The 25,969-nt window shown below is 75.0% G+C and carries 27 protein-coding genes; 7 read left to right on the top strand and 20 right to left on the bottom strand.

Annotated features, from left to right (window positions below; translation table 11 throughout):
• Positions 1-316 precede the first annotated feature (316 nt).
• From HGB44_RS14050 to HGB44_RS14000, 11 genes are all read right to left on the bottom strand, one after another.
• Positions 317-1,216, bottom strand: coding sequence for a glycosyltransferase family 2 protein (locus HGB44_RS14050; protein ID WP_061078707.1), 900 nt, complete (start codon positions 1,214-1,216; stop codon positions 317-319).
• Positions 1,213-2,088 (bottom strand): glycosyltransferase family 2 protein, encoded by an 876-nt coding sequence (locus HGB44_RS14045; RefSeq protein ID WP_061078706.1) that lies wholly within the window; start codon positions 2,086-2,088, stop codon positions 1,213-1,215. The genes HGB44_RS14050 and HGB44_RS14045 overlap by 4 nt, the downstream gene beginning before the upstream one ends.
• 140 nt (positions 2,089-2,228) lie before the next feature.
• Positions 2,229-3,221: a UDP-glucuronic acid decarboxylase family protein gene (locus tag HGB44_RS14040; protein WP_061078705.1), complete on the bottom strand. Its 993-nt coding sequence runs from the start codon at positions 3,219-3,221 to the stop codon at positions 2,229-2,231.
• 56 nt (positions 3,222-3,277) lie between these two features.
• A complete protein-coding gene (locus HGB44_RS14035; RefSeq protein ID WP_061078704.1) occupies positions 3,278-3,964 on the bottom strand; it encodes an SDR family oxidoreductase in 687 nt (228 codons plus the stop codon).
• 77 nt (positions 3,965-4,041) lie between these two features.
• The gene (gene rfaE2, locus HGB44_RS14030) at positions 4,042-5,442 is read right to left on the bottom strand and encodes a D-glycero-beta-D-manno-heptose 1-phosphate adenylyltransferase (RefSeq protein WP_061078703.1); all 1,401 of its coding nucleotides are present in this window, start codon (positions 5,440-5,442) and stop codon (positions 4,042-4,044) included.
• Positions 5,439-6,029 (bottom strand): D-sedoheptulose-7-phosphate isomerase, encoded by a 591-nt coding sequence (locus HGB44_RS14025; protein WP_061078702.1) that lies wholly within the window; start codon positions 6,027-6,029, stop codon positions 5,439-5,441. Before HGB44_RS14025 ends, rfaE2 begins: the two co-directional genes overlap by 4 nt.
• Positions 6,029-7,291 (bottom strand): glycosyltransferase, encoded by a 1,263-nt coding sequence (locus HGB44_RS14020; RefSeq protein ID WP_061078701.1) that lies wholly within the window; start codon positions 7,289-7,291, stop codon positions 6,029-6,031. The genes HGB44_RS14025 and HGB44_RS14020 overlap by 1 nt, the downstream gene beginning before the upstream one ends.
• On the bottom strand, positions 7,288-8,340 hold the full coding sequence (locus HGB44_RS14015; RefSeq protein WP_061078700.1) for a glycosyltransferase: 1,053 nt from the start codon (positions 8,338-8,340) through the stop codon (positions 7,288-7,290). The genes HGB44_RS14020 and HGB44_RS14015 overlap by 4 nt, the downstream gene beginning before the upstream one ends.
• Positions 8,337-9,353, bottom strand: a complete 1,017-nt coding sequence (locus tag HGB44_RS14010; protein ID WP_061078699.1) for a glycosyltransferase family 9 protein — start codon at positions 9,351-9,353, stop codon at positions 8,337-8,339. The genes HGB44_RS14015 and HGB44_RS14010 overlap by 4 nt, the downstream gene beginning before the upstream one ends.
• Positions 9,350-10,846 carry an HAD-IIIA family hydrolase gene (locus tag HGB44_RS14005; RefSeq protein ID WP_061078698.1) on the bottom strand — a complete coding sequence of 499 codons (1,497 nt, stop codon included), beginning with the start codon at positions 10,844-10,846 and terminating at the stop codon, positions 9,350-9,352. Before HGB44_RS14005 ends, HGB44_RS14010 begins: the two co-directional genes overlap by 4 nt.
• Positions 10,843-12,501 (bottom strand): carbamoyltransferase family protein, encoded by a 1,659-nt coding sequence (locus HGB44_RS14000; protein ID WP_061078697.1) that lies wholly within the window; start codon positions 12,499-12,501, stop codon positions 10,843-10,845. The genes HGB44_RS14005 and HGB44_RS14000 overlap by 4 nt, the downstream gene beginning before the upstream one ends.
• Before the next feature lie 273 nt (positions 12,502-12,774).
• Here HGB44_RS14000 and HGB44_RS13995 point away from each other — a divergent pair, with 273 nt between their 5' ends.
• Complete coding sequence (locus HGB44_RS13995) at positions 12,775-13,197, top strand: CBS domain-containing protein (RefSeq protein ID WP_061078696.1); 423 nt, start codon at positions 12,775-12,777, stop codon at positions 13,195-13,197.
• A 7-nt stretch (positions 13,198-13,204) separates the two neighbouring features.
• The gene (locus HGB44_RS13990; protein ID WP_061078695.1) at positions 13,205-14,236 is read left to right on the top strand and encodes a glycosyltransferase family 9 protein; all 1,032 of its coding nucleotides are present in this window, start codon (positions 13,205-13,207) and stop codon (positions 14,234-14,236) included.
• Positions 14,237-14,422: 186 nt separating this feature from the next.
• On the opposite strand, the gene HGB44_RS13985 is transcribed toward HGB44_RS13990, so the two are convergent.
• Positions 14,423-15,031: a helix-turn-helix domain-containing protein gene (locus tag HGB44_RS13985; RefSeq protein WP_061078694.1), complete on the bottom strand. Its 609-nt coding sequence runs from the start codon at positions 15,029-15,031 to the stop codon at positions 14,423-14,425.
• Between the two features lie 65 nt (positions 15,032-15,096).
• On the opposite strand from HGB44_RS13985, the gene HGB44_RS13980 reads away from it, so the two are divergent.
• From HGB44_RS13980 to HGB44_RS13970, 3 genes are all read left to right on the top strand, one after another.
• On the top strand, positions 15,097-16,131 hold the full coding sequence (locus HGB44_RS13980; RefSeq protein WP_061078693.1) for an NAD(P)/FAD-dependent oxidoreductase: 1,035 nt from the start codon (positions 15,097-15,099) through the stop codon (positions 16,129-16,131).
• A gap of 231 nt (positions 16,132-16,362) precedes the next feature.
• A complete protein-coding gene (locus tag HGB44_RS13975) occupies positions 16,363-16,827 on the top strand; it encodes a MarR family winged helix-turn-helix transcriptional regulator (protein ID WP_061078692.1) in 465 nt (154 codons plus the stop codon).
• A 213-nt stretch (positions 16,828-17,040) separates the two neighbouring features.
• Positions 17,041-18,315, top strand: a complete 1,275-nt coding sequence (locus HGB44_RS13970; RefSeq protein ID WP_061078691.1) for an MFS transporter — start codon at positions 17,041-17,043, stop codon at positions 18,313-18,315.
• 19 nt (positions 18,316-18,334) lie between these two features.
• Here HGB44_RS13970 and HGB44_RS13965 read toward each other — a convergent pair whose 3' ends face one another.
• Positions 18,335-19,087 (bottom strand): class I SAM-dependent methyltransferase, encoded by a 753-nt coding sequence (locus HGB44_RS13965; protein ID WP_061078690.1) that lies wholly within the window; start codon positions 19,085-19,087, stop codon positions 18,335-18,337.
• 160 nt (positions 19,088-19,247) lie between these two features.
• Here HGB44_RS13965 and HGB44_RS13960 point away from each other — a divergent pair, with 160 nt between their 5' ends.
• Complete coding sequence (locus tag HGB44_RS13960) at positions 19,248-19,706, top strand: hypothetical protein (RefSeq protein ID WP_061078689.1); 459 nt, start codon at positions 19,248-19,250, stop codon at positions 19,704-19,706.
• Between the two features lie 14 nt (positions 19,707-19,720).
• On the opposite strand, the gene HGB44_RS13955 is transcribed toward HGB44_RS13960, so the two are convergent.
• The 6 genes from HGB44_RS13955 to HGB44_RS13930 all read right to left on the bottom strand — a co-directional run bounded on the left by HGB44_RS13955 (position 19,721) and on the right by HGB44_RS13930 (position 24,635).
• Positions 19,721-22,174 carry a flippase-like domain-containing protein gene (locus tag HGB44_RS13955; RefSeq protein WP_210751650.1) on the bottom strand — a complete coding sequence of 818 codons (2,454 nt, stop codon included), beginning with the start codon at positions 22,172-22,174 and terminating at the stop codon, positions 19,721-19,723.
• A gap of 184 nt (positions 22,175-22,358) precedes the next feature.
• Positions 22,359-23,024, bottom strand: coding sequence for a TetR/AcrR family transcriptional regulator (locus HGB44_RS13950; protein ID WP_061078687.1), 666 nt, complete (start codon positions 23,022-23,024; stop codon positions 22,359-22,361).
• A gap of 75 nt (positions 23,025-23,099) precedes the next feature.
• On the bottom strand, positions 23,100-23,270 hold the full coding sequence (gene rpmF, locus HGB44_RS13945; RefSeq protein WP_013152594.1) for a 50S ribosomal protein L32: 171 nt from the start codon (positions 23,268-23,270) through the stop codon (positions 23,100-23,102).
• 66 nt (positions 23,271-23,336) lie between these two features.
• Positions 23,337-23,585: a type B 50S ribosomal protein L31 gene (locus HGB44_RS13940; RefSeq protein ID WP_061078686.1), complete on the bottom strand. Its 249-nt coding sequence runs from the start codon at positions 23,583-23,585 to the stop codon at positions 23,337-23,339.
• Positions 23,586-23,629: 44 nt separating this feature from the next.
• Positions 23,630-23,794 (bottom strand): 50S ribosomal protein L33, encoded by a 165-nt coding sequence (rpmG, locus tag HGB44_RS13935; protein ID WP_013152592.1) that lies wholly within the window; start codon positions 23,792-23,794, stop codon positions 23,630-23,632.
• A 118-nt stretch (positions 23,795-23,912) separates the two neighbouring features.
• Positions 23,913-24,635, bottom strand: coding sequence for a YqeB family protein (locus tag HGB44_RS13930; protein WP_082768195.1), 723 nt, complete (start codon positions 24,633-24,635; stop codon positions 23,913-23,915).
• 123 nt (positions 24,636-24,758) lie between these two features.
• Here HGB44_RS13930 and HGB44_RS13925 point away from each other — a divergent pair, with 123 nt between their 5' ends.
• Positions 24,759-25,391, top strand: coding sequence for a TetR/AcrR family transcriptional regulator (locus HGB44_RS13925; RefSeq protein WP_210751643.1), 633 nt, complete (start codon positions 24,759-24,761; stop codon positions 25,389-25,391).
• Positions 25,392-25,745: 354 nt separating this feature from the next.
• On the opposite strand, the gene HGB44_RS13920 is transcribed toward HGB44_RS13925, so the two are convergent.
• A partial coding sequence (locus HGB44_RS13920; protein ID WP_455430059.1) for an ABC transporter ATP-binding protein occupies positions 25,746-25,969 on the bottom strand: 224 nt, incomplete at its 5' end.

Below are 25,969 nucleotides of genomic sequence, written 5' to 3'. Positions count from 1 at the left end.
CGCTTGCACGGGGGGACTCCTCGCCCTGGGAGGGGCAGCCCCAGGGATCGAACGGACAGGTGACGCGTTCGTGTACATACCCGTGTTGCTACACCGAGTATTCACCGAATGACCATCTGTCGCTTACCTGGAATTCCAGCTTTTGTTCCCGAAACACCCACCAGGGCCTGGCCCCGGGCGGGAAGGCGGTGCCGTCCCGGGGAGACGCCGCACCCGGCATCACGGGGAGGTGTCCGCCCGGAACGCGACGCGAGCCCGGGCACCGCCTGGCGGACCCCGTGCCAGGAGCCCGAACGGCCGGGGCGGCCCGGGCCGCTCAGCCCACGTAGCGCCGCGCCCGGGACTCCCTGCGGGGCGCCTCCAGCGTGCGCAGACCGCGCTCCACCCGCGGCGGGACCGGCGCGCGCTCCCTCAGCACCCAGGGCAGCCCCCCGAGCGCCTCGGCGACGGCCATCGCGCTCGGCAGGTCGCGCGGCACCGACCGCAGCACCGACCACGTGTGCCGCCACGCCCCGTCCACCGGGCGCCGCAGCCACGCGGTCCACAGGGTGTTGCGGATGCCCAGGCGCCGCCGCCGGGTGGGGTCGCGCACCGGCGAGGCGGCGTGGTGGGCGACCGTGTCCTCGTCCCAGCACATCCACCACCCGGCGGCGGCCAGGTCCAGTGCCAGCAACTCCTCCTCCCCGCCCATCCACAGGCGCCGGGAGAAGCCCCCCGTCTGCCAGAAGGCGCGGACGCGGAACACGGTGACCCCGGCGAGCACCCCCAGCAGGGCGGGGCCGGGCAGCCAGTCCGGCCCGGGCACCGGCGAGTGGCGCAGCTCCGGGGTGATGGGGTCCTCGCTCCCCGCGGGCTCGACGATCAGCCGCGCCGTCACCGAACCCAGCCCGGGGTGGGCGTCCAGCAGGTCGGCGGCCCGCTCCAGGGAGCCCGGCTCCCACCAGGTGTCGTCGTCGCAGAAGGCGACGTAGGGCGTGTCCAGGGCCTCCACACCGACGTTGCGGCCCACCGAGCCCAGGTTGGCCCCCGCCCGGACGAGCCGCACCCACCCGTGGCGTTCGGCGACGGCCGCGGCCGTGCCGTCGCCCGAGGCGTTGTCCACGACGACGGTCGGCGGCGGCCCCGGCAGGTCCGCCAGCCGGTCCAGGGTGCGCAGCAGCTCCTCCCGGCGGTCGCGGGTGATGACCACGACGCCGACGCGGGCGTTCCGGCTCATGCCTCCTCCAGCAGGGACAGGTCGCGTTCCACGTGCGCGGGCACCGGGCGGCGCCGGGCCAGCACGGCGGGCAGGACCCGCAGCGCCCCGGTCAGGGCGCCGCGCGAGACGGGGTCGCGCAGCGAGCGCCCCGCCAGCCGGGCCGTGCGCGCCAGGGCCAGGCCCGGGCGGCGGCGCAGCCAGACCGTCAGCAGGGCGTTGCGCTCCTCCAGTGTGCGCCGCCACAGGCCGGGCGGGCGCGCCGAGGACGGGTGGTGGTGCACGCGCACGTGCTCCAGGTGGCACAGCTCCCAGCCCGAGGCCGCCAGGTCCTGGGCCAGGAGGGCCTCCTCCCCGGCGAAGAACAGCAGGTGGCTGAAGCCGCCCGCCTCCGTGAAGGCCTCGCGCCGCACCACGGCGGCGCAGGCCAGGAAGCCGAGGATCCGCGGGCCGGGCAGGCCGTCGCCGTCCGGGAGCGGGCTGCGGGCCAGCGCCCCGTTGAGCGGGTCGGGCCGCCCCTCCTCGCCGACGAACACCGACGCGGCGACCAGCCCCAGGCGCGGATGGGCGTCCAGGGCGTCGGCCGCCGCCTCCAGCGACCCCTGCGCCCACCAGGAGTCGTCGTCGCAGAAGGCGACGTAGGGCGTCCGGGCTCTCGCCACCCCGGTGTTGCGGGCGACGCAGCCGGTGTTGCGGCCTTGGCGCACGAGTTCGACGCCGGGGAAGCCCTCGCGCACGGCCTCGGCGGTGCCGTCGCTGGAGGCGTTGTCCACGACCACCACGGGCGGGCGGGGCTCCAGCCGTTCCAGGTGCCCCAGCGTGCGCAGCAGTTCTTCGCGCCGGTCGCGGGTGGCCACCACCACGGTGACCCGTGAGCGCTCCGGATTCCCCACGCTGGTCCTCTCCCCCTTCTCGTGTCCTGTCCCGCCCCTCCGCCGTCATCTTGTACTTGTAGCGAGTCTCGACGGTCGTCATCGACTAAGACGCAGGCCAGGCCCCATGCATCACACCGGCACCATTTCCGGCCCGGACGTCAGTTGGCGGGTGCGGCCCCCTCGGACAGGTCCTCGTAGCGGTCGCGCTGGTCCACGAAGTAGGCGACGGTGCGGCGCAGCCCCTCGTCCAGGCGGATGCGCGGCCTCCAGCCCAGGGCCTCCTCGGCCAGGCGGATGTCGGGGCGCCGGAAGTGCGGATCGTCCTCGGGACGCTCGACGAAGGTGATCTCCGACCGCGTCCCGGTGACGCCGAGGACGACGCGGGCCAGGTTCAGCACGGACAGCTCCTCGTCGCTGCCGATGTTGACCGGCCCCGTCACCTCGCTGTCGGCCAGGGCGACCAGGCCCCGCACGGTGTCGTCCACGTAGCACAGCGACCGCGTCTGGTGGCCGTCACCCGCCACCGTCAGCGGCCTGCCCTCCAGCGCCTGGTTGACGAAGGTGGGCACCATCCGGCCGTCGTCGGCGCGCATGCGCGGCCCGTAGCAGTTGAAGATGCGGGCGATGCCCACGTCGGCCCCGCGGGCGCGGTGGTGGGCCATGGTCAGCGACTCGGCGTAGCGCTTGGCCTCGTCGTAGACGCTGCGCGGGCCGACCGGGTTGACGTTGCCCCAGTAGGTCTCGCGCTGCGGGTACTCCAGCGGGTCGCCGTACACCTCGCTGGTGGAGGCCAGGACCAGGCGGGCGCCGTACCGCTCGGCGCACTCCAGCGCGTTGCGGGTGCCCAGGCTGCCCACCTCCAGCGTCTCCACCGGCAGCCGGAGGTAGTCCGGCGGCGACGCGGCCGAGGCCAGGTGGAACACCGTGTCCACGGGTTCCTCCAGCGTGAACGGTTCGGTGAGGTCGGCCTCCATCAGCTCGAACCAGGGGTGCCCGGCCAGGTGCGCCACGTTCTGCGCCCGGCCGGTGGCGAAGTTGTCCAGGCACACCACGCGTGTGCCCCTCTCCAGCAGCCGCTCGCACAGATGGGAGCCGAGAAACCCGGCGCCACCGGTGACCAGGGCCCTTCCTCTCGACGCGTACTCGCGCATCGTCGCCCACCTCCTCGGATGGTCTCACCGCTTACCTGGGTGCTGTTCCCGGCCGATCAGGGCCAGGACGTCTCCTGCGAGGGGCAGATCACCATCTCGCGCACCTCGCAGCCGGGCGGCTGGCTCAGCGCGAACACCACCGCGCGGGCCACGTCCTCGGGCGCGTTGAGCTTGGCGTCCGGGCCCGGCTTGTACTGGTCGGGCCGGTCGTCGAAGAAGGAGGTGCTCATGCCCCCGGGGACCAGGAGCGTCACCCCGACCTGTCCGGCGAGCTCGGCGGCCAGCGCCCGGGTGAAGCCCACGACCCCGAACTTGGAGGCGCAGTAGGCGGTGGCGTCGCTGAGCGCGCGCAGGCCGAGCGTGGAGGCGCAGTTGACCACCGTGCCCCGGGAGGCGCGCAGGTGCGGCAGGGCGGCGCGGGTCACGGCGGCGGTGCCGATGAGGTTGACCTGGATGACCCGCTCCCAGTCCTCGGCGGACACGTCGGTGAGCGTGCCGCAGGCGTCGGTGCCGCCCGCGTTGACCAGGGCGTCGATACGTCCGTGCTGGACGCTGGCCTGCTGCACGACGCGTTCGACCGCCTCGCGGTCGGCCAGGTCCACCTGATGGAAGGAGAGGTCGTTGCCGGGGTGCTGCCGGTCCAGGATGATCGGGTGGCCGCCCCCGTCGGCCACGGCCTGCGCGGTGGCCGCTCCCAGGCCCGAGGATCCTCCGGTGATCAGCGTGTTTCCGAGTGGGCGCATCTGTCTCCCTCGTTCTCCGTCGTCGTTGGTCTCGCGTTCCCGGGCGCCGGGGCAGGGGCGTCCGGTCTCGGGGGTGTTCAGCGGACGGGCGCTCCGTCGCGGCCCCGGCCGCGTATGCGGGTGATCAGCCCGGTCGTGGAGTGGCCGGGCACGAGGGGCACGGTGACCACCTCTCCCCCGGCCCGCCGCACCACGGGCGTCTCGGGCAGGTCCTCCACGTCGTAGTCGCCGCCCTTGACCCACACGTCGGGCCGCAGCTCCTCCAGGGCGCGCACGGGCGTGTCCTCGCCGAAGAGGACCACCTCGTCCACGCAGTCGAGCGCGCTCAGCACGCGGGCGCGGTCGTGTTCGGCGACCACCGGGCGGCCGCTGCCCTTGAGAGCGCGCACGGAGGCGTCGCTGTTGAGCAGGACCACGAGGCGGTCGCCCAGGGCGCGGGCGCGGCGCAGCAGGTCGACGTGGCCCGCGTGCAGGACGTCGAAGCAGCCCCCGGTCGCCACGACCCGCTCCGCCCTGCGGTCCTGTCCCTCCGGGCCGCTCCGTCCCGTGCGGGGTCCGGGCACCGAGGCGGCGCGCGCCTCCCCGGCGGCGGTGCGCGGGACGGCGTAGGCCGAGGCCCCGCCCCCGGCGACGAAGGCCGAGGCGGAGGCGACCCCGCGGCGGACGGCGTCACGCACGTCATCGCCGTCGGCGAGCGCCGTGGCGCACGCGGCGGCGAAGGCGTCCCCGGCGCCGCAGGTGTCCGTCGGTGAGTCGACGGGCGTACCCGGCAGGAGGGCGCGTTCGCTCCCCGTTCCGGACCAGGCGGCGCCGCGCGCGCCGAGGGTGACGGCCACCGAGTGCACTCCCCACGCCCCGGCCAGCTCACCGGCCCGGCGCAGGGCCTGCTCGTCGGCGCCCCCGGCGACCCCGGCCTCGGCGGCGTTGGGCGTGGCCAGGCGTGTTCCGGGTACGGGGTCGGCGCCGCGCGGATGCGGATCCCACACGAGCGGGACGCGCTGCGCGCAGGCCGCCAGGGCCCGGCGCACGGCGCGCTGGCGGGTGAGCCCGTGCCCGTAGTCGGCCACGAGCACGACCATCGCCCCGGCCAGGGCCTCGGCGACCTCCTCGGCGGAGGCGTCGAGCTCCACGCCGTCGCACCCCTGGTCCAGGCGGGCCACGGTGCGGCCGTTGGCCTGGACCCGGGTCTTGGTGGGCGTGTGCTCCATCAGGGGCAGCCCCACCAGCCGCACGCCCTCCCCCACGAGCGCGGCCAGGTCGTCGGCGGCCGCGTCGCGGCCCACCGCGGTGACCAGGACCACGTCGTGGCCGTCCTGCCGGGCGCGGCGGGCGGCCAGGGCCGCGCCGCCGGGCCGGTACCAGGACTCGGGCTCCTCCAGCACGGGCGCGGGCGCGTCGGGGCAGTCGCGCCGGGACACGCCCCGCAGGTCCACGTCGAGCAGGGCGTCGCCGACCACCACCACGGTTCCCGCGCTCATGTGGCCGCCCTCCTCTCGGGGACGAAGACCCCGTGTGCGCGGGCGGCGACCTCGGCGTCCACCGCGGCGCAGAACACGTGGACCAGCGCCAGGTGGACCTCCTGCACGGTGGAGGTGCTGGGCGCGGGGACGGCGACCGTCTCCTCGCTGAGCGACTCCAGGGCGCTGGGTCCGGGGCCGGTCAGGGACCAGCAGGTGACGCCGAGCTCCTGCGCGGCCTTGGCCGCGGCGACGACGTTCTCGCTGTTGCCGCTGGTGGACATGCACACCAGCAGGTCGCCCGGGCGGGCGTGGGCGCGCAGCTGGCGCGCGTAGACCTGGTGGTAGCCGTAGTCGTTGGCGATGGCGGTGACGCTGGAGGTCTCCGCGTGCAGCGCGATGGCCGACAGGGGCTCGCGCTCGTCCTCGAAGCGTCCGGTCAGTTCGGCCGTCAGGTGCTGGGCCTCGGCCGCGCTGCCGCCGTTGCCGCAGGCGAACAGGCGCTGCCCGCCGCTCAGGGCGCGCGCGGCGCGGCGGCCCCACTCCTCGACGAGGGCCGCGTCCGTGCCGTCCAGCGCGGAGCTGAGCTGTCTCAGGTGGGTGTGCATCACTCCTCGCCTCCCCCGGTGGTGGTGGCGACCGGCGTGTTGCGCCCCGCGCGGGGCGCCGGGACGGCCGTGCCGGTCGCGGTCGTGGTCACGTGCAGGTAGCACTCCTCGGTGCGCCGGGCCACCTCCGCCCACGAGTAGCGCTCGCGCGCCCGCTCGGCCGCGGCCTCGGCGAAGGAGGCCCTGGTCGCCCCGTCCGAGAGCAGCCAGCGCACGGCGCGGCCCAGCCGCTTGGGCGACCTGGCCGGGACGAGCAGGCCGGTCTCCCCGTGCACGACGGTGTCGACGTGGCCGCCCACGCGGGAGGCGACCACGGGGACACCGCAGGCCATCGCCTCGACGGTGGAGATCCCGAACGGCTCGTACCAGGGCACGTTGACGGCCACGTCGGCCGATCTGAGCAGGGCGGGGACCTCGGCGCGGTCCACGCAGCCCAGGAAGCGGACCCGGTCGTCCACGCCCGCGCGCTCGGCGACCATGCGCAGCCGCACCGCCTCGGGCTGGGTCCACAGGCGTTCGCGGTCGGCTCCCCCGGCGATGACGAGTTCGGCCTCGGGCACCTCGGCCAGCGCGCGGATCACCGTGTCCACACCCTTGCGCCTGACCAGGCGGCCCAGGCTGAGCAGGCGCGGGCGGTCGCCGCGCCCGGCCGCGGGGCCCTTGGCGGTGAAGCGGGAGGTGTCCACGCCGCAGGGCACCACCGCCACGCGCGCGGGCGCGACCCCCCACTCGACGAGCTCGCGCCGCTCCTCGGTGGATGTGGCCACGACCATGTCGCACTGACCGGCCACGGCGCGCTCGGTCGGGACGCGCTCGACGGGGCTGGTGTCGTCCGTGCCCTGGTGGCGGCGCTTGACGGTGCCCAGGGCGTGGAAGGTCTGCAACACGGGCAGGTCCAGGGCGCTGGCCGCCCGCAGGGAGGCGAAACCGCTCATCCAGAAGTGGGCGTGGACGACGTCGGGCCGCTGGACGCGCCAGGCGGCCCGCAGCCGCTGCGCGAACTCGGGCATGTACCGGGGCAGCTCGTCCTTGCTGATCGGGGCCGCCGGTCCCGCGCGCACGTGCTCCACGCGCACGCCCGGGCCCAGGGAGACGGTGTCGGGCCGCTCGGCGTCGGTGCGGCGCGTGTAGACCGCGACCTCGTGTCCGCGCGCGGCGAGCGCCGCGGCCAGCTCGGCCACGTGGACGTTCTGGCCGCCCGCGTCCTCCCCGGTGATCGCCGCCAGCGGGCTGGCGTGTTCGGAGACCATGGCGATCCTCATGACGTCACCTCCTGTAGCACCCGGTCCCAGTCGTCGAGGAACCTGGTGAGCCCGTAGCGGCGCAGTGCCGCCGCACGGGCGGCCTTGCCGGTGCGAAGGGCGAGGTCGCGATCCTCATGGAACGCGCGCAGCGCCTCCGCGAGTACTCGGGAGTCGGTCGAGACGGTGCCCGCCTCGGGCGGTACGGCCTCGTAGGCCTCGGTGGTGCCCAGGGCGGCCACCGGCAGGCCGAGCATCATCGCCTCGATGAGGGACAGCCCGAGCGAGGTCCACCGCAGGGGGTGGGCGTAGGCGCGGCGGCGGGTGAGCTCGTCGTGCATGGCGCCCTGGGGCAGGTCCTCGTGGGCGCGCAGCCGTGAGGGCGCCAGACCGAGGTGGTCGGGCACACCCGCCACGCCCATGCCGAACAGGTCCAGGGGCACGCGCCCGGCGAGCGCGGGCAGCAGGTCGGTGCCGGTGAAGCGCCAGCGGCGCAGGGGCTCGTTGAGCACCACTCCCGTGCGGGCGACCTCGCCGGTGTAGCGGTACCCGGGGTCGGGCACGCCGTGCTCGACCACGCAGGTGGGCGCGCGACCGCAGTCCCAGAACAGGTCGTTGAAGTGGGTGACGTGGACGACGGGGATGTCGTCGCGGTCGGCGACGGGGTGCCGCGTGAGCGGCACGTCCCGGCGCGGGGTGTTGTGCTCGACGTAGACGGCGGGCACGTCCCGGCCCGGTACGCGGCCCAGGAGCTCCTCGGCCAGGGCGATCTCGTGCGGCCGCTGGAGGACCACCAGGTCGGGCTCGCTGTCGCGCACCGCCCGCGGGGACAGTTCCTCGGCGTTGGCGGGCCAGTCCCAGGTGCGGGCGCGCCCCCGCCCGTCCGGCCCCCGGTCCGGGGTCACCGGCAGCAGGCAGGTGTGTCCGCCGTGGACGAACGCGGTCGTCCACGAGCCGTGGACGTGCCAGAGCAGGATCCGCAGCACGCGCGCGGGCGTCCGGGCCCGGCCCTGCGCCATGCCCCGGGAGGCGGGCACCGGGATGGCGGGTGTCGGATGGTGGATGGTCATCGTGCCCCCAGGAGTTCGTCGACGGCGGTCAGGACGTCGTCGGAGGAGACGGAGTTCAGGCAGGGGTGCCCGGGTACGGGGCAGACCCGGGCCCGGGTGTCGGCGCAGGGCGCGAGCTGGTCCCCCAGGACGCGGACCGCGGTCCCGTGGGGCGCCCACGCGGAGGCGGGCACGACCGGGGAGAAGAGCGAGACCACGGGCGTGCCGACGGCGGCGGCCAGGTGGGCGGGGCCGGTGTTGCCCGAGACCAGGACGGCGGCGCGGTCGAGCACGTCGGCCAGTTCGGTGACGGTGGTGCGCCCGGCCAGGTCGGTTCCGCCGTGCGCGGCGACCTCGCGGGCCGCCTCGGCCTCCCCCGCGGTGCCGGTGACCAGCACCCGGTGTCCGCGCTCGGCCAGCGCGGCGACGGTCTTGGCGGCCAGGTCGGGCGGCAGCTCCCGGGAGGGCGCGTCCGCGCCGACGTGGACCACCGCGTACCCGTCCGGCCCGGTCAGCTCCCGGGTGTCGGGCAGCGGTCGGCGCACGGCCAGGCGCCCGTCGTCCCCGGGGGGCCGCGGGTACCCGGCGGCCCCGGCCAGGGACAGCATCCGCTCGGCCTCGGGAATCCCGTGGGCCACGTGGTGGCGCACGTCGAGCAGGCTGCCCGGGTAGTCCTCGCTGACGGCCGAGATCCGGGGCACCCCGGCCATGCGCAGGAGCAGGGCCAGCGGCAGCGGCGACTGGTGGAAGGAGGTCAGGAGCACGGCGGCGTCCGCGCCGAGACCGGACAGGCGCTCCACGAGGCGGGTGACGTCGGCGGCGTCCACCGGCGGCGGGTCGGCGGCGATCCAGGGCGCGCACCAGGTCAGGACGCGGTCCACGCCCGGCAGCGCCGCGGCGGTCTCGGCGCCCCGGGGGCCGGCGAGGTAGACGACCCGGTCGGCCCCGTGGGCGACGGAGCGCACGGCCGGCCCGGACAGCAGGACGTCCCCCATGCTGTCCAGGCGCGCCACGATCACGGTGCCCCCGCTCACGGGGCGTCCCTTCCGAGCAGGCGCAGGACGGCGGCCTCCAGGTCGGGCGCGGTCTCGGGGGCGGACCGGCACTCGGCGTCCAGGGTGGCGGCGGTGGGCACGAGCACCCCGCGCGCGCCCGCGGCCCGCGCGGCGTCCACGTCGGCGCCGATGTCGCCGACCAGCGCGCAGCGGGAGGCCGGCAATCCCAGTTCGGCCGCGGCGGAGCGGACCATGCCGGGCGCGGGCTTGCGGCACCCGCAGCCGTCCTCCTCGCCGTGCGGGCACACGCGCCACACGTCGAAGGGGCCCAGCAGTTCCTCCACCCGCCGGTTGACCGCGTCCACCTGGTCGCGGGTGATCAGTCCGCGGGCGACGCCCGACTGGTTGCTGACCACACCGACGGCGAGTCCGGCGCCGCGGGCCAGGGCGAGCGCCCGTTCGGCCGAGGGCGTGGGCCGCACCTTGTCGGGGTCGCCGTTGTAGGGGACGTCCTCGACCAGGGTGCCGTCCCTGTCGAACAGCACGGCCGCCACTCCCGGGGCGGGGCGCGCCCCGGCGTGGCGGATCTCGCCGCGCAGCCGCTGCCAGCAGGCCAGGGGCGGGATGAGCGCGCTGGTCACCAGCATGTCGGTGACCTCGTCGCGGGTGCCGGGACCGCCGGAGATCCTGCGCCGGGCGAACGCGGCGGTGCGCGCGGCCCACAGCGCGGCGCACGCGGCGGCCGCGGCGCGGCGCCCGGTCAGGGCGGCCCCGGCGGCGCCCAGCAGGGCGGCCGTGGTCAGCGCGTGCCCGCGCAGCCCGCCGGGGCCCTCGCCGACCCGGTTGCGCCAGCCGCGCCCGTGCAGGCGGTCCATCAGCGCGTTGTCGGCGTTGCCGCGCTGGGCGGTCAGGCTCGCCCAGCGTCCGCCGCCGCGCAGCGGGTGCACGCACTCGCGCTCGCCCGGCACGAGGACGAACCCGGCGTCCACGGCCCGCAGGGCCAGGTCGGTGTCCTCGCGGTAGGCGCGCGGGAAGCGGGCGTCGAAGCCGCCGACCTCCTCCAGGGCGCTCCTGCGGTAGGCCATGTCGGCGGTGATCCAGCGGGCGCCCTCCAGGGCCAGGGTGGCCCGTTCGGCGTCCGTGGGCCGGTGCCCGCGCGGGCGGGGCACGGTGATGCGGCCCTGGCTGGCTCCCACCTCGGCGGGCAGGTCGGCCAGGTCGGCGCACAGGCGCCGCGGCCAGTCCGCGGGCGGGGCCACGTCGTCGTCCAGGAAGGCGATCCACTCCGAGGCGCAGGCGTGCCATCCGGCCTGGCGGGCGGCGGCGGGGCCGCCTCCCCCGGTGCGCAGGACGCGCACCCGTGCGTGGTCGGTCCCGGGTAGCGGCGCGGTGTCGGTGGGCGGACGGTCGTCGACGACGACGATCTCCTCGGGCGCCTCCCGGGGCGGCGCGTCCAGAAGCGGCCTCAGGGCGCGGGGCAGGGTGTCGCGCCCCACGGTGGGCACGACCACGGAGTAGCGGGGAGCGCTCACCGGTGCGCCCCCTCACCCGAGCGGCGGCGCACGACGAACGGGCCGATGGCCAGCAGGTCCACGGGCGCGGACCCGAAGCACTCCAGGGCGTCGCGCGGGGAGTCGACCATGGGCCGCCCGGCGGTGTTGAGGCTGGTGTTGACCAGGACCGGCAGGCCGCTGCGCTGTTCGAAGCGGTCCAGCAGGCGCGCGGTGAGCGGGTCGTCCCGCTCGGCCACGGTCTGGACGCGGGCGGTGCCGTCCACGTGCACCACGGCGGGCAGGCGCTCGCGCCAGTCGGGGTGCACCTCGTGGACGAAGAGCATGTAGGGGCTGGGCAGGGGGCCGCCGGAGAAGATCTCCGACGCCCTGCGCTCGGCCACCATCGGCGCGACGGGGCGGAACTGCTCGCGCCCCTTCACCCGGTTGAGCCGTTCGAGGTTGTCGGGGTTGGACGGGTTGGCGAGCAGGGAGCGGTGCCCCAGCGCGCGGGGACCGTACTCCGAGGCGCCCTGGAACCAGGCCACCAGCGCGTCCCGCTCCAGGGCCTCGGCCACGGTGTCGGCCAGGTCGTCGGGGCGCTCGAACGCGACGTCGGCCTCGCGCAGGATCGCGTGCAGCTCGTCCTCGTCCCAGGAACGGCCCAGGTCGGCCCCGGGCATGGGCGCCACCGCGTCCTCCACCAGCGAGGCCAGGTGCAGGGCGCCGCCCAGCGCGGTGCCCGCGTCACCGGAGGCGGGCTGTACCCACACGCTCTCGAAGGGCCCCTCGCGGGCGATGCGGCTGTTGGCGACGCAGTTGAGCGCGACCCCGCCCGCCATCGTCAGGCACGGGCGGCCGGTCCGCTCGTGCAGCCAGCCGACGACGGCCAGGAGGGTCTCCTCCATGGCGGCCTGCACGCTGGCGGCCAGGTCCGCGTGCTCCTTGGAGGGCTCCCGCCCCGGCTCGCACGGGTCCGTGAGGGAGTTCCAGTCCAGGCCCGAGGCCCGGACCAGGCCGTCGCCCTCGTAGCGCACGCACTTGCGCACCGCGTCGAGCATGGTGGGCTCGCCGTAGGAGGCCAGGGCCATCACCTTGTACTCGTCGCTGGAGCGGTGGAAGCCCACGTGCTCGGTGAGCTCCTCGTAGACCAGTCCCAGGGACTCGGGCAGCGGCTGGCGGGCCAGCACCTCCAGCTTCCCGCCTGTGTAGACGCCCGCCAGATGCGAGGTGCTCTCGCCGCGGCCGTCGGCCACGAACACCGCGCACTCGCCGCCCCCGGCCTCGGGCGGGGCGGCGAGCCCCGCGGAGGCCGCGTGCGCGACGTGGTGGGGGACGTAGCTGATCCTGGCCGGGTCCAGCCCCGGCAGCGCGGTGGCCAGGAAGTGCGGCACGCGCTCGACGTAGAACAGGCGCAGGCGCTCCCAGCCGCGGTCCTGTCCGGGCCCCTCGGGATCGGCCAGGGCGGGATCGTAGGAGTAGGTGACGGCGTCCAGGTCGGCGGGGCGCAGACCCGCGCGCTCCAGGCACCAACGCATCGCCTGCTCCGGCAGCTCCCACGTGGAGAAGGGCACCGCGGCCTTGCCGTGCTTGCGCCGCGAGAACCGCTCCTCCTCCGCCGCCGCGACCGTACGGCCGTCGACGACGATCGCCGCTGCCGGATCGTGGAAGACGGCGTTGACACCGAGGACACGCATGTAACCGCTCCCTCCTCAGGCTGGGTCTGGAACTCAGACGCCGAGCGCACCCACTCGACTACCAGCAGCAGCGACGCCTAAACATCGGCCGCAGGCGTCCGGAACCCCCTCACCAGCCCCGACGCGCGCGCAGGGACCGCTCCGGGCCCGCGGCCCGTGCACCCTCGGCTCGCCCGACGGCGGTGGGGAAGCCGTCATGTTTGCCCCCACGGATGCGGGCTATGGGACGGGTGAGAGCTGGAGAGGCACGACCGGCACGAAAGGAGCAGGACCATGGTGGTGCGAACCATCGACCAGGTGATGAGCAGCCCGGTCCGCACGGTCTCGCCGGACACGTCCCTGCGTGAGGCCGCGGAGATCATGCGCGACGCCGACGTGGGCGACGTCGTCGTGACCCGGGACAAGCGGATCATGGGCATCCTGACCGACCGCGACATCGTGGTGCGCTGCGTGGCCGAGGGCGCCGACCCCGGTCGGCACAGCGTCAGCGACGTGTGCAGCTCGGAGGTGGCCACCGTGCCGCCGCAGAGCGGGATCGCCGACGCGGTGCACGTCATGCGCACCAGCGCGGTGCGCCGCCTTCCCGTCGTGGACGGCGACCGCGTCGTGGGCGTGGTGTCCATGGGCGACCTGGCGCGGGCCGTGGACGAGGACTCGGCGCTGGCCGACGTCAGCTCCGCCGATCCCAACCGCTGAGGCACCGGTGGGAGAGACTCCGCCGTCCGGCCGCGGGGGCCCGGACGGGGGCCGGGTCCCCGCCACGGGCGGACGACCGTCCCTGCTGGCGCTGCGGGCGCTGGGGCTGGGCGACTTCGCCACGGCCGTTCCCGCGCTGCGCGCGCTGGAGCGGGCGCTGCCGTCCTGGCGCCGGACCCTGGCGGGCCCCGCCTGGTACCGGCACCTGGTCGCGCTGGCCGGGCTGGACTGGGAGGTCCTTCCCACCGAGCCGCTGTGCGCGCCCGACACCGGCGCCCCGGACCTGGCGGTCAACCTGCACGGCCGGGGGCCGCAGAGCACGGCGGCCCTGGCCGCCCTGACGCCGGTGCGGCTGTGGACGCACGGTCATCCGTCCGCTCCGCGGTGGCCGGGTCCGGAGTGGCCCGAGGGGCTCCACGACGCCGAGATCTGGTGCCGTCTGCTGCGCTCGCACGGTGTGGCGGCCGACCCGGACGACCTGCGGTGGCCGAGGCCCGCGGAGGGGAAGGGCGCGGTGGTCGAGGGGGACACCGCGATCGTCCACCCGGGGGCCGCCTCCGGGTCGCGCCGGTGGCCCGCGGAGCGTTTCGCCCGGGTGGCCGGGGAGCTGTCCGCCTCGGGGCTGCGGGTGCTGGTGACCGGCTCGCAGAACGAGACCGCGCTGGCCGAGCGGGTGGCCGAGGCCGCCGGACTCGGCGGCCGGTCGGTGCTGGCCGGGCGCACGTCCCTGGACCTGTTGGCGCGGCTGGTCAGCCAGGCGCGGCTGGTGGTGTGCGGGGACACCGGGGTCGGCCACCTGGCCACCGCCTACGGCACGCCGTCGGTGCGCCTGTTCGGGCCGGTCTCCCCGGAGCTGTGGGGACCGCGTGTGGACCGGGAGGTCCACGCGTGCCTGTGGGCGGGCCGCCCGGGCGACCCGCACTCCGCCACGCTGGACCCGGGTCTGGACGCGATCGGCGTCGAGGAGGTCGTCGCCGCGTGCCGGACCGTGTGCGCCTCCGGCCGCCCCACCGCCGAGGACGCCGTCCGCGGTTCCTGAGACCTGCTCCGAGAGCCTTCGCCGACAGACGCAGCGTCCGCCGGCAGGTGCTGGGCGTGGACGGGCCGACAACGTTGCTGGTGTGGCGCAAGCTGCCCTGGCCTGCGGCGATCTCGTACTCATAGCGAGGTTGGGCTTCCGAGACTCGTTATAGGCACGAGATCACGGCGAAAAGGGCCCTGCCGGTCACGGGTCGGCGCTCCCGGACGGACCCTCCGCCTTGGGGCGGGCCCGCAGGTGCGCGCGCTCACCCTGCCTGCCGAACAGGCTGAGGAACTCGACCGCCCTGGTGTCGGCGGAGCCGAACCAGTGCGGCACGCGGGTGTCGAACTCGGCCGCCTCGCCCGGGGCGAGCACCAGGTCGTGCTCGCCCAGGATGACCCGCAGCCGCCCGTTGAGGACGTAGAGCCACTCGTAGCCCTCGTGGGTCTGCGGGTCGGGCTCGCTCGGACGGTCGCTGGCCGGGATCACCAGCTTGTACGCCTGGATTCCGCCGGGACGGCGGGTCAGGGGCAGCATGGTCATGCCGTGCTGGGTGACCGGCCGCAGGTGGATGCGCGGGTCGCCGGTGGGCGGTGCGTCCACGAGTTCGTCGAGGGTGACGCCGTACGCCCTGGCCAGCGGAAACAGCAGTTCGAGGGTGGGACGGCGAGAACCCGACTCCAGCCGGGACAGGGTGCTCACCGAGATGCCGGTCGCCGCCGACAGGCCGGACAGCGTGGTCTCCTTCTGCTTGCGCAGCGCGCGCAGCCGGGGTCCGACCGCGTCGAGCGCGTGGTCGAGGTCATCTTCCATGCCGCCATTTTGCCATAGCGGCAACGAATATTGCGTGAAACGGCGAGGGGACACATGGTGGGGGCATGGAGGTGATCGCTGTGAACGATCAGTTGGAGAGCGGCTACGACGCGGTGGTGGTCGGCGGTGGCGCCGCCGGGCTGAACGGGGCCCTCATGCTGGCCCGGGCGAGGCGTTCGGTGGCGGTGGTCGACTCGGGCGCCCCGCGCAACGCGCCCGCGTCGGGCGTGCACGGGCTGCTGGCACGGGAGGGCATGTCCCCGGCCGAGCTGCTGGAGCGGGGCCGGGCGGAGGTACGCGGCTACGGCGGCCACGTGACCACCGGGGACGTCGTCGCCGTGGTCCGCGACGGCGACGGGTTCCGGGTGGAGCTGGCCGACGGACGCGGCGTGCGGGCGCGTCGGATCCTGGTGACCACCGGACTGGTGGACGAACTGCCGGACGTGGCGGGTGTGCGGGAGCAGTGGGGCGCGGGCGTGGTGCACTGCCCGTACTGCCACGGCTGGGAGGTGCGCGACCGGGCCATCGGCGTGCTGGCCAGCGGGCCGATGGCGGTGCACCAGGCGCTGCTGTTCCGCCAGTGGAGCGGGGACGTCACTCTCTTCACCCACACCATGCCCCCGCCGGGTGAGGAGGACGCGGAGAAGCTGGCCGCCCGCGGCATCCGCGTGGTCGAGGGCGAGGTGGCCTCCCTGGAGACCGCCGACGGCCGGATCACGGGGCTGCGGTTGACGGACGGCACGGTGGTCGGCCGGGAGGCGGTGGCCGTCGGAACGCGGATGGTGGCGCGCGCCTCCTTCCTGGAGACGCTCGGCCTGCGGACCCGGGAACACCCGATGGGGGTCGGCGAGTACGTTCCCACCGACGGGAGCGGCCGCACCGACGTGCCCGGGGTGTGGGCCGCGGGCAACGTCACCGACCTGTCCGCCCAGGTCGGCGCCTCGGCGGCGTCGGGCGCGGCCGCCGGGGCCCAGATCAACGCCGACCTGGTCGACGAGGACACCCGCCGGGCGGTCGCCGCCCACCGGGACGCCTTCTCCGCCGGGTCAGAGGCGCGCGTGAGCGAACTGGTCGCGGACGGGCGCCGCCACGGTCTGTGAGCTACGGGAAAGGGGACGGCGTGACCGAGGGTTTCGGCAGGCCCTGGTCACCTCCGGCCCCCAGGACCAGGACGGCCGACCGCGGCGGCCGCGAGGCCGCCCCGCACGACTCCGCGGCGCGGACCCGCGGGCGCCCGTGACCAGCGTTCCCCCACGGCGTACCGCGCCGCGGGGGAACGCCTCCCGCCGCACGGCGGGGCACGTCCGCGAGGGATGCCCTAGCCTGGCGGCGTGCACCACGACAACGAGGACGCCGGAGACGACCGAAACCCCGAGGTCGCCCACCTCCTGGTCCGCCTCCTCAACATCAGCCAGCGGATCGGGCGCTACGCCGCGCACGAGACCGGCGAGCGCACGTCCCCGGCGACGTGGCGCGCGCTGAGCGTGCTCCAGGAGAAGGGGCCGCTGCGGCTGGGCGTCCTGGCCGAGCACTGCCGGGTCAGGCAGCCGACGATGACGGTGATCGTGGAGTCGCTGCTCTCCTCCGGGTACGTGGCGCGCAGTCCCGACCCCGACGACCGGCGGGCCCAGCTGCACGAGCTGACCCTGGCGGGCGCGGCGGCGCTGGAGGACTGGCGGCACCGGATCGGCGACGCGCTGGAGCCGCTGTTCTCCGACCTGTCCGAACGCGAGCGGGCGCTGCTGTCGGAGTCGGTGCGGCTGCTGGACGAGCGGCTGCGCCGCGGCGGGGCCTGAGCGGCCGGTTCCGGTCGCGGGCCGCCTCCGCCGGCCCTTCCCCGCACTCATCGCACAGCGCACGCGTGGTCGTGCGAGCCTCGCCACACCCGCGGCCTCCGTGCGCCGAGCGGGAATGCCCGGGGATTAGCATAGGTTACCTATGCAAATGAGGGCCCCGACCGTACCGGCCGCCGTCCTCCCACCATCGGCGACGACAGGGAGCAACAGAACATGGTGGCGGAGACCGAAACCCCGCGTACAGCGCCGCACGGAGGCGCGGACCAGGGACACGCGCCGGAGGGGTCCATCCTCCGGCAGCCGCGCGCCGTGTGGGCCGTGGCGTTCGCCTGCGTGATCGCCTTCATGGGCATCGGCCTGGTCGACCCGATCCTGCCCGCGATCTCCCGCAGCCTGGAGGCCACGCAGACCCAGACCTCGCTGCTGTTCACCAGCTACCTGCTGGTCACCGGCCTGGCCATGCTCGTCACCAGCTGGGTGTCGAGCCGCCTGGGCGCCAAGCGCACCCTGCTGGTCGGCCTGGCACTGATCGTGGTCTTCGCGGCCGCGGCCGGGACCAGCGGCAGCGTCGAGTCCGTCATCGGCTTCCGGGCCGGGTGGGGACTGGGCAACGCGTTCTTCATCTCCACCGCCCTGGCCACCATCGTCGGCGCGGCCAGCGGCGGCGCCTCGTCCGCGATCGTGCTCTACGAGGCCGCGCTGGGCCTGGGCATCGCCACGGGCCCGCTCCTGGGCGGGCTGCTGGGCAGCGTCAGCTGGCGCGGCCCCTTCTTCGGCACCGCCGCGCTGATGGCGGTCGGGTTCGTCGCGATCGCCGTCCTGCTCAGGAGCGACGCCACGGAGCGGACCGCGCCGGTGCCGCTGTCGGCCCCGTTCGCGGCGCTGCGCGTCCCGGGCATCCTGGTGCTGGCGCTGACCGCGCTGTTCTACAACATCGGTTTCTTCGCCCTGCTGGCCTACACGCCCTTCCCGCTGGGGCTGGACGAGATGGGCCTGGGGTTCACCTTCTTCGGCTGGGGTCTGGCGGTCGCCGTGACCTCGGTCTTCGTGGCCCCGGTGCTCACCCGCCGGTGGCCGCGCACGCGGGTGCTGTGGACCACGCTGCTCCTGCTGGCCGTGGACCTGGTCGCCGCGGGTGCCCTCATCTCCTCCACGGCGGGGCTGATCACCAGCATCGTGCTGGGCGGCCTCCTGCTGGGCGTGCTCAACACGGTGCTGACCGAGTGCGTGATGGAGGCCAGCGACCTGCCGCGCTCGGTGGCGTCCTCGGCCTACTCGGCGGTGCGCTTCCTCGGCGGCGCCGCCGCTCCCCCGGCCGCCTCCGCGCTCGCCGCGGCCCTGTCCCCCGGCGCGCCGATGTACGCGGCGGCGGGGTCGGTGGCGCTGGCCGCGGGGATCGTGCTCCTGGGCCGCGGGGCGCTGCTCAGAGTCGACGACGGCCCCGAGTCCGCGCGGGCCGAGGCCGAGGCGATCACCATGGGAGAGTGAGCGCCGGTCCGCGGCGCGGTCAGCGTCCGGCCGCCTCGACGAGGAAGCGGTGCACCGTGCACGTGAGCGGTGTCCCCCGCGCCATGTCCCGGTGGAGCCGCAGCAGCGGCCCGCGGTGGGCGCGCGCGTCGAAACCCGGCACCTGCCACGGGACCATGCGCAGGTAGAACACGAGCGCGCCGACGTCGTGGAAGCGGCGCGGGGTCCGGGCCTGACGGGCGCGGGTGACGGTCATTCCCGCCTCCTCCAGGCCCGCGACCGCCGCGTCGAGGTTCCAGTCCGCGTCCCGGTCCGGGGGCGGCCCCTCCAGGAGGGCGCTGAGTTCGCGCCCGTCATCACTGCCGACCTGCTGGGTGACGAAGACGCCGCCGGGGGCCAGGACCCGCCCGACCTCGGCGGGGGCGTAGGCCTCGTGGCGGTCGAGCACCGTGCCGAACGCTCCGGAGGGCAGGGGCAGGATCCCGCCGGGGCCCGGCTCGACCACGTCCACCGCCAGGGCCGCGAGCCTGCGGCGCGCGACGGGCAGGTTCGGCGGCCAGCCCTCGGTGGCCCGGGAACCGGGCGGCAGCGGGGCCAGGGACGAGAGGAGCTCGCCGCCCCCGGTGCCCAGGTCCAGGACGGGCGCCCGCGCGGCGCGCACGAGCTGCCCCGCGCGCTCCTCATAGGACCAGGGCAGCGGGTCCTCGGCCATCCTCGCGTCCAGGAACCGGAAGTCCCAACCGGAGGTCGGCCGCCGCACGGCCTCCTCCACCAGATCGTCGAAGTCGCGCACCGGTCCCCGTCCTCTCGTGGCCGCCCGGCCATTGTGCGCACCAGGCGGAGCGGGTTCAACCGAATATCGACGGAGCGCGGACCCGGAGTCGACCGCGGGCGTAGACGGTCGATACCGAACGCGGATGTGGCGGGGAGACGGTCTCCCTAGGCTCGTGGCCATGACCGAACAGAAACGCTCCGCTCCCGGCCTGTCATGGACCGTCATGGTCGTGCTGGCCCTGCTCGCGGCGCCCCGCGTGGTCCTGCACGACCTCGACCTCATCCAGGAGGGAACGCTCGTCAACGCCCTGTTCGTGTTCGTCCCCCCGCTCGTGTGGGTGGTGGTGGCCGTCCTGACCCGGGCGCCGAACCCGTTCCTGACCCTGCTGGTGGTCGGTCTGCTCCACGGCGTCCTCCTCGCCCTGGGGCACCAGCTGCTGTGGAACACCGCCTGGGAGGGGGACCCCCCGACGCTCGGCGGCAACCTCAGCGACCTGCCGCCCGCCGCGCACGCGGTCATCGTCCGCGGCTTCTCGGTGGCGAGCAGCCTGCTCACCGGGGCGGCCGTCGGCGCCGTCACCGGTCTGGCCGCCTGGGGGATCGGCAAGCTCGTGCCCTCCCGCTCCAGCCTCTCCTGACGAGCGGACCCCGCTCAGATGGCCTCGCGGCGCTGGAGGTAGGAGAAGGCCCCCCAGCCCGGCAGGACCGGCAGCCAGAAGGTCAGCAGCCGGAACAGCAGCACCGCGGGCAGCGCGACGGCGGCCGGAACACCCGCCACCGTGGTCAGACCGCCGATCAGGGCGGCCTCCACCGCGCCCAGGCCTCCGGGTGTGGGCGCGGCCGAGCCGATCGCGTTGCCCGCCAGGAACACCACCGCGACCGCCACCAGGCTCACCCGGGAGCCCGGGTCGGCGAAGGCCAGGACCGAGAACTGTAGGCACAGCACGAACGCCGCGGTGATCAGCAGTGTTCCGCCGAAGCCCAGCAGCAGGCTGGACGGGCTCTGGAGCATGTCCAGCAGCCGCGGCAGCACCCCGCGCAGGTAGGGACGGACCCGGGCGCTGAGGGCGCGCCGCAGCCGGGGCAGCAGCAGGACCACTCCCACCACGGCCGTCCCGGCGATGCTGATCACGACGACGGTCGGGGAGGGCGTGAAACCGGTCCAGTACGAGGTTCCGGTGAGGTAGGCGCACACCAGCAGCAGCGGCACGTGCACCAGGAACCCGACCAGCTGGGTGAGGCCCACCGCGGACAGGGCCAGGGAGGTCGGGACCCCCTGCCTGGTGGCGAACCGGGTGTTGATCGCGAGCGACCCCAGCCCGGCGGGGGCGGCGATGCGCACGAACGACCCGGCGTACTGGACCATGACGGTGCGCCACCACGGCAGCGGCGCGGGCACGAAGCCGATGAGGATCATCGCGGCGGAGAGCGTGCACACCACCGACGCGGCGAGCGCGGCCAGCGTCCACCCGGGGTCGGCCCGGCCGATGGCGGTGAAGTCCACGCCGGTGAGCTGGTACAGCAGCACCAGGCCGACGACGGTGGCGACGATGACGCTGACCACGGTGCGCGGACGCATCCGCTCCAGGCGGGCGGGTTCGGAGGGCGCCTCCGGGGCGATGCGCACCACGCGCTCGCGCAGCCTGGCCAGGAGTCCGCGGTCCCCGCGCAGGGCTCTGCGCAGCGTGTAGGGCAGGCCGGGGGGTTGTAGGAAGGGCAGGACCGCGGCCGTGGCGGTCACGCCCAGCGCGCGCACCGCCGAGTCCACGGCGCGCCCGGTCCCCACCCGCATGGCCAGCAGGGTGAGCATGGCGGCCTGGTCCAGGGCGACCTGGAGCTGGGGGGCGGCCACACCGCCGCGGTCCAGGCCGGTGAGGAGGACCGCCGCCTCACGGGGACCCGACGGAACGGTCGGGGCTGTGGCTTCGGAGGTGTCGGCCGGGTCGGAGGCGTCGACCGGCGCGGGGGTTCCCTCCGGGACGGAGGTGTCTGTTGGGCTGGCGGCTGTGTCCTCCAGCGCGGAGGTGTCCGCTGGGACGGGTGTGTCCTCAGCGGCGGAGAGGTCGGCTGTGCCCGAAGGGCGGCCCAGGACGCCGACGGTGGCGCCGTTGACGTTGCCGTGGACGAGCCGGTGGCGGTGCAGCAGCCCGAGTTCGCGCCAGCACAGGTCGATCAGCCCGTCGGTGAGCTCCTCGTCGTCGAGTGCGTCCAGCGCGCGGAAGTCGGGCAGCTCGCGGACCAGCAGGACGGTGCCGGGCCCGAGTTCGCCGACGGCCAGGACGCGGGGGACGGCGGCCCCCGCTTGCCGGGCCGAGAAGCTCATCAGCGCGGCGTGCTCGGCGCGGCGGCGGACGCCGTAGAGCATCCGGGGGGCCACGGGGCCGCGCAGGAACAGCAGGTCGCGCAGGCGCCGCCAGAATCCGGCGGTGTTCTCGGAGCTGAGCACGACCAGCTCCACCCGGCGGCCGTCGTCGAGTTCGGCCAGGTGGCGGGGGTTGCCCTCCTCGTCGTCGTCCGCGCGGGAGACGCCGGTGGCGGACAGCCCGAACCTGCGCAGTTCGGCGTCCAGGCCGTTGCCGGTCTGCGGCGGCGGCCTCTCCCCCAGCGCGTACCGGACCAGGGAGGCGCAGGTGAGGCCGACCAGGACGGTCAGGACCAGGGCGAGGACGCTGGTGACCCCGGCCAGCAGGGCGCAGACCGCGACGGTGGTGTTGCCCGCCCACAGGATCGAGCGGACCCGAGGCAGCCCGGTGGGCATGGTGCGGACGAAGGCCAGGACGGCGGCCACGTAGCCGAGGGTGGCGCTGGTGAAGACGTCGTCGGGGGCGAGCGCGTCGGGGAACCGCTCCGGGCCGATCAGAGCGAAGAGGCTGGCGTTGATCAGCGAGGCGAGGGTGTACGCGGCGATCCCGGCGGCGACCGGCCGGGCCAGGGAGCGCCGCCGCCCGGTGAACAGCGTGCGCAGGACGACGTAGCTGACCAGGACGATCAGCAGGAGGTTGGCGCCCCCGGCGACGAGCAGGAGCAGGCCGGTGGGCAGCAGCGCGCGGAGCCGGTCGGGGTCGGTCCCCTCCACACCGTCGGTGACCACGCGGACGGCGATCATGATCGCCGCCACCACGAGCAGGCCGACCGCTCCCGTGAGGAGGTCGACGGGCCTGCGCGGGGCTCGCGGTGTCCGGGGGTCCGGCGCGGGGGTCTCGTCGGTTCGCGTTGTCACACTCCCAAGACTGCCCGACTCCGCGGGGGCCGGGTACCAGGGACGGTGCGTTTCGCGGGACCGGCCGCGCTCAGCCCGTGGCGAGGTCCGGGATCTGGCCCAGCCCGATCCGCGGGACCGCGGGCAGCGGGCGGGGCTCCCCCTTGCTCTCGAAGGACTGGAGGAGGTAGGCCACCAGGCGGCGCGAGGAGGCGGCGGCCTCCTCGGGAGGGCCGGAGGCGGCCCCGCAGTTGGCCAGGAGCAGCAGCGTGAGGTCCTCCAGCGCGAAGTCGGGGCGCAGCCGCCCGGCCGCCTTCGCCCGGCGGATGAGTTCGGTGAGGCCGCGTTCGGCGCGCTCGCGCTTCTCCTCGAAGGGGATGGCGCCGGGGAAGGCGCTGAGGAACGCGCCGGTGAAGCCCCGGTCGGCGGCCTGCATCGCGCACACCCGTTCGACGGCCGTGCAGAAGCCCCGCCAGGGGTCCGGGTCGGCGAGGGCGTCGTCGACGTGGGAGGCGCAGTCCTCCAACTGGTCGGCGAACACCTCGGTGACCAGGGACTCGCGGGTGGGGAAGCGGCGGTAGAGGGTGGCGATCCCCACCCCGGCGCGGCGGGCGATGGCGGACATCGGCACGTCGATCCCGCGTTCGGAGAAGGCCGCGCGGGCCGCCTCGACGATGCGGTGGCGGTTGTGCAGCGCGTCTGCGCGCAGCCCCGGGGCGTCGTCGCCGGGCGCGGTACGGGGCGTTCGGGCTGGCATGCCCACCACCTTACGACGGCCGGGCGCCCCGCCCGGGAGGCCGGGGCGGGGCCGGACGGGCCGCGCCGGGGCCGTCTACTCGGGCGGCGCGAGCAGTCCGCGCTCGTAGGCGCGCACGAGGTTGCGCGGCACGAGGTACTCGCGGCCGCGGATGTGGACGCGCACCAGGTCGGGGGTGGCGGCCTTCCACTGGGAGCGGCGCGTGCGGGTGTTGGACCGCGACATCCTGCGCTTGGGTACGGCCATCGGGTCCTGCCTTCTTCTCGGGTGGTTCGGGGGCGGGGCGCCGGGCCCCGCCTCGCGTTCTGTCGGTCAGCCCCTGCGCTGGTAACGGCGCTGGAAGCGCTCCACGCGGCCGGCCGTGTCGACCACGCGGGCGTTGCCCGTGTAGAAGGGGTGGCTGGCGCTGGAGATCTCGACGTCGATCAGCGGGTAGGTACGGCCGTCGCTCCACTCGATGGTCTTGTCGCTGGTGGCGGTGGACCTGGTGAGGAAGGAGAAGTCGGCCGCGCGGTCGCGGAAGACGACCGGCTGGTAGTCGGGGTGGATTCCCTGCTTCATGTGTGCCCCCTTGGGGTGGTCGTTGGACGCGGTCGCCCGCCCGCTCAGCGCTCCTCGCGGAACTCGACGTGGCGGCGGACGCGCGGGTCGTACTTCTTCAGGGTGAGCCGGTCGGGCGTGTTGCGCCGGTTCTTGCGGGTGACGTAGGTGAAGCCCGTCCCCGCGGTCGACTTGAGCTTGATGATCGGCCGGATCTCGTTGCGTGCCATGGATGCCTCCTCGGGTGTTCCCACGCGTTACAAGTCAATGATAACCGTTTTCATTCCCGATTCGACCAGGCCGTCTCCCGCCTGTGGACAACCCCTGCCCGGACCGCCCCGGCGGGGCTCAGCCGCCGGATCCGCCGCGGACCGGACGCCAGTACTGGCGGTCCCCCTCATCGCGCACGACCACGCCCAGACCGGCGAGTTCGGCGCGCAGCTCGGCGCTGTCGTCGTCGTCCTTCGCCCGCAGCGCCTCCCGGCGGGCCCGCAGAACCGCCTGGACGTGCTGCTCCAGACCCGGCATTCCGTCGACCCAGCGCCGGAACCGGTCCGCGTGGGGATCGCCGTCTCGCCAGGGGTAACCCTGCGCCTCGAACGCGGCGCGGAGCCGATCGGCGCTGTGGCCGGTGCGCTCGCGGGCGAGCTCGGCGGTGTCCGTGCCCAGCAGGACCAGGTCCCGTCCATCGACGAAGACCGCGCCCACCCTCTCCCGGGCGAACTCCGCCTTCCGGCCGGACCGGATGACGCGCACCCCGCCCCCGTCCGCCTCGACGGCGACCATGTCGTCGTAGGACGCGAGCGCGACGAAGCCGCCCGCGAGGACCCCGAGGACCACGAGGACGGTTGTGAGGACCGGTCCGTCCAGGCGCGCCAGGAGGGCGACCTGCTCCTGCCCCGGGACCAGCGGGAGCTGGTGGACCCACTCCGGCAGGAGTGTGAGCCAGCCCGGCACCCGGGACAGCACCCAGCCCAGCCCGGCCCCGAGCAGGGGGAAGAGGGTCCACAGCAGCACGTGGGTCGCCCCGTGCTCACGGACGACGGACGGAGGTCGGCGGGTGTCGGTCATGGGAAGTCCTCTCCCTGGCGGCGGCCGCGGTCGGGGCGGTGGCGAACCCGCCCCCGTCTACCCCTCCGACGCGTCCTCCGTGGTGGTCAACTCCTTCCTAGTTGAGCATATAGGATTCTGTACATGCAACCAGTCGACAGCGGGGACGGGGAAGCCAAGCGCTCCTTCATCGAGGAGGCCCGCCGCGGGCAGATCGTGCGGGCGGCGGTCGAGACCATCGCCGAGGAGGGGTACGCGCGGGCGTCCTTCGTGCGCATCGCCGCACGGGCCTCGGTCAGCCCCGGCCTGATCACGTATCACTTCAGAACGAAGGAACGGCTGCTCCGGCAGGTGCTGGAGTACGTCAACGCCCGCCTGGACCGGGCGATGGAGGGCGGGCCCGAACCGCTGGCGGGGTTCGAGGACGCCCTGGTGCGCATCGTCACCGGCCACGTCATGCACTGCTCGCGCCATCCGCAGGAGGTGGCCGTGCGCCAGGAGATCAGCGGCGCGGACGTGCCCGCCTCCGTCCGCGAGTGGATCGCGCGGGGACAGGACGCCGGGCGCGCCGAACTGGTCGGCTTCCTCACCGAGGGGCAGGGCCACGGGGAGTTCCGCGCCTTCGACCCGGAGGTGTTCACCGACGCCCTCTTCGCCGCCCTGAACGCGGTCCCGGGCCGACTCCGGCGCAGACCGGCCGAGGAGCACGAGGACTACGCCCGGGAGCTGGCCCGCCTGTTCGCCGCGGCGGCGACCGGAGGCGGGCCCTCGGGCTAGCGGACCGGCCGGAACCGTTGCTGGCGTGGCACGAGTGCCCTGACCTGCGATGATCTTGTACTTATAGCGAGGTTGGACCGTCGAGACCCGCTATAAGTACAAGATCACGGTGGAACGGTGGAGGGGCGGCCCCGACGAACCTTTGTGGTCACGGCACCGGGGGTTCCGGGGGTCTTCGCCCCGGCCCGGGCCCGGCTGCCCGGCACCCCGGGAGCCGGAGCCCGCGACCCCTTCCGCACACGAAACGCCGGTGCCGCCGCGGGGTTCCGCGGCGGCACCGGCGTCGGGTCGGTCCCTCTCCGGTCGGCGACCGGTCCACCGGGACCGTCAGGACCGTCAGGACCGTCAGGACCGTCAGGCGACGACCTTGCCCTCGGCTCGCTTCTCCACGCGCCCGGCACGCAGACGGCGGGCCTCGTCGGGGTCCAGGACAGGAGCGGCCGTCAGCAGCTGGCGGGTGTAGTCGCTGGTGGGATTCTCGTACACCGCGTCGCTGTCACCCATCTCCACCACCTCACCCGCACGCATCACCGCGACCCGGTCACTCACCTGACGCACCACCGCCAGATCATGGGCCA

The organism is Nocardiopsis alborubida (assembly GCF_012396365.1).
GTDB classification, from domain to species: domain Bacteria; phylum Actinomycetota; class Actinomycetes; order Streptosporangiales; family Streptosporangiaceae; genus Nocardiopsis; species Nocardiopsis alborubida.
Note: the sequence above shows the minus strand (reverse complement) of the source record. Positions and strands in the feature narration are given on the sequence as shown.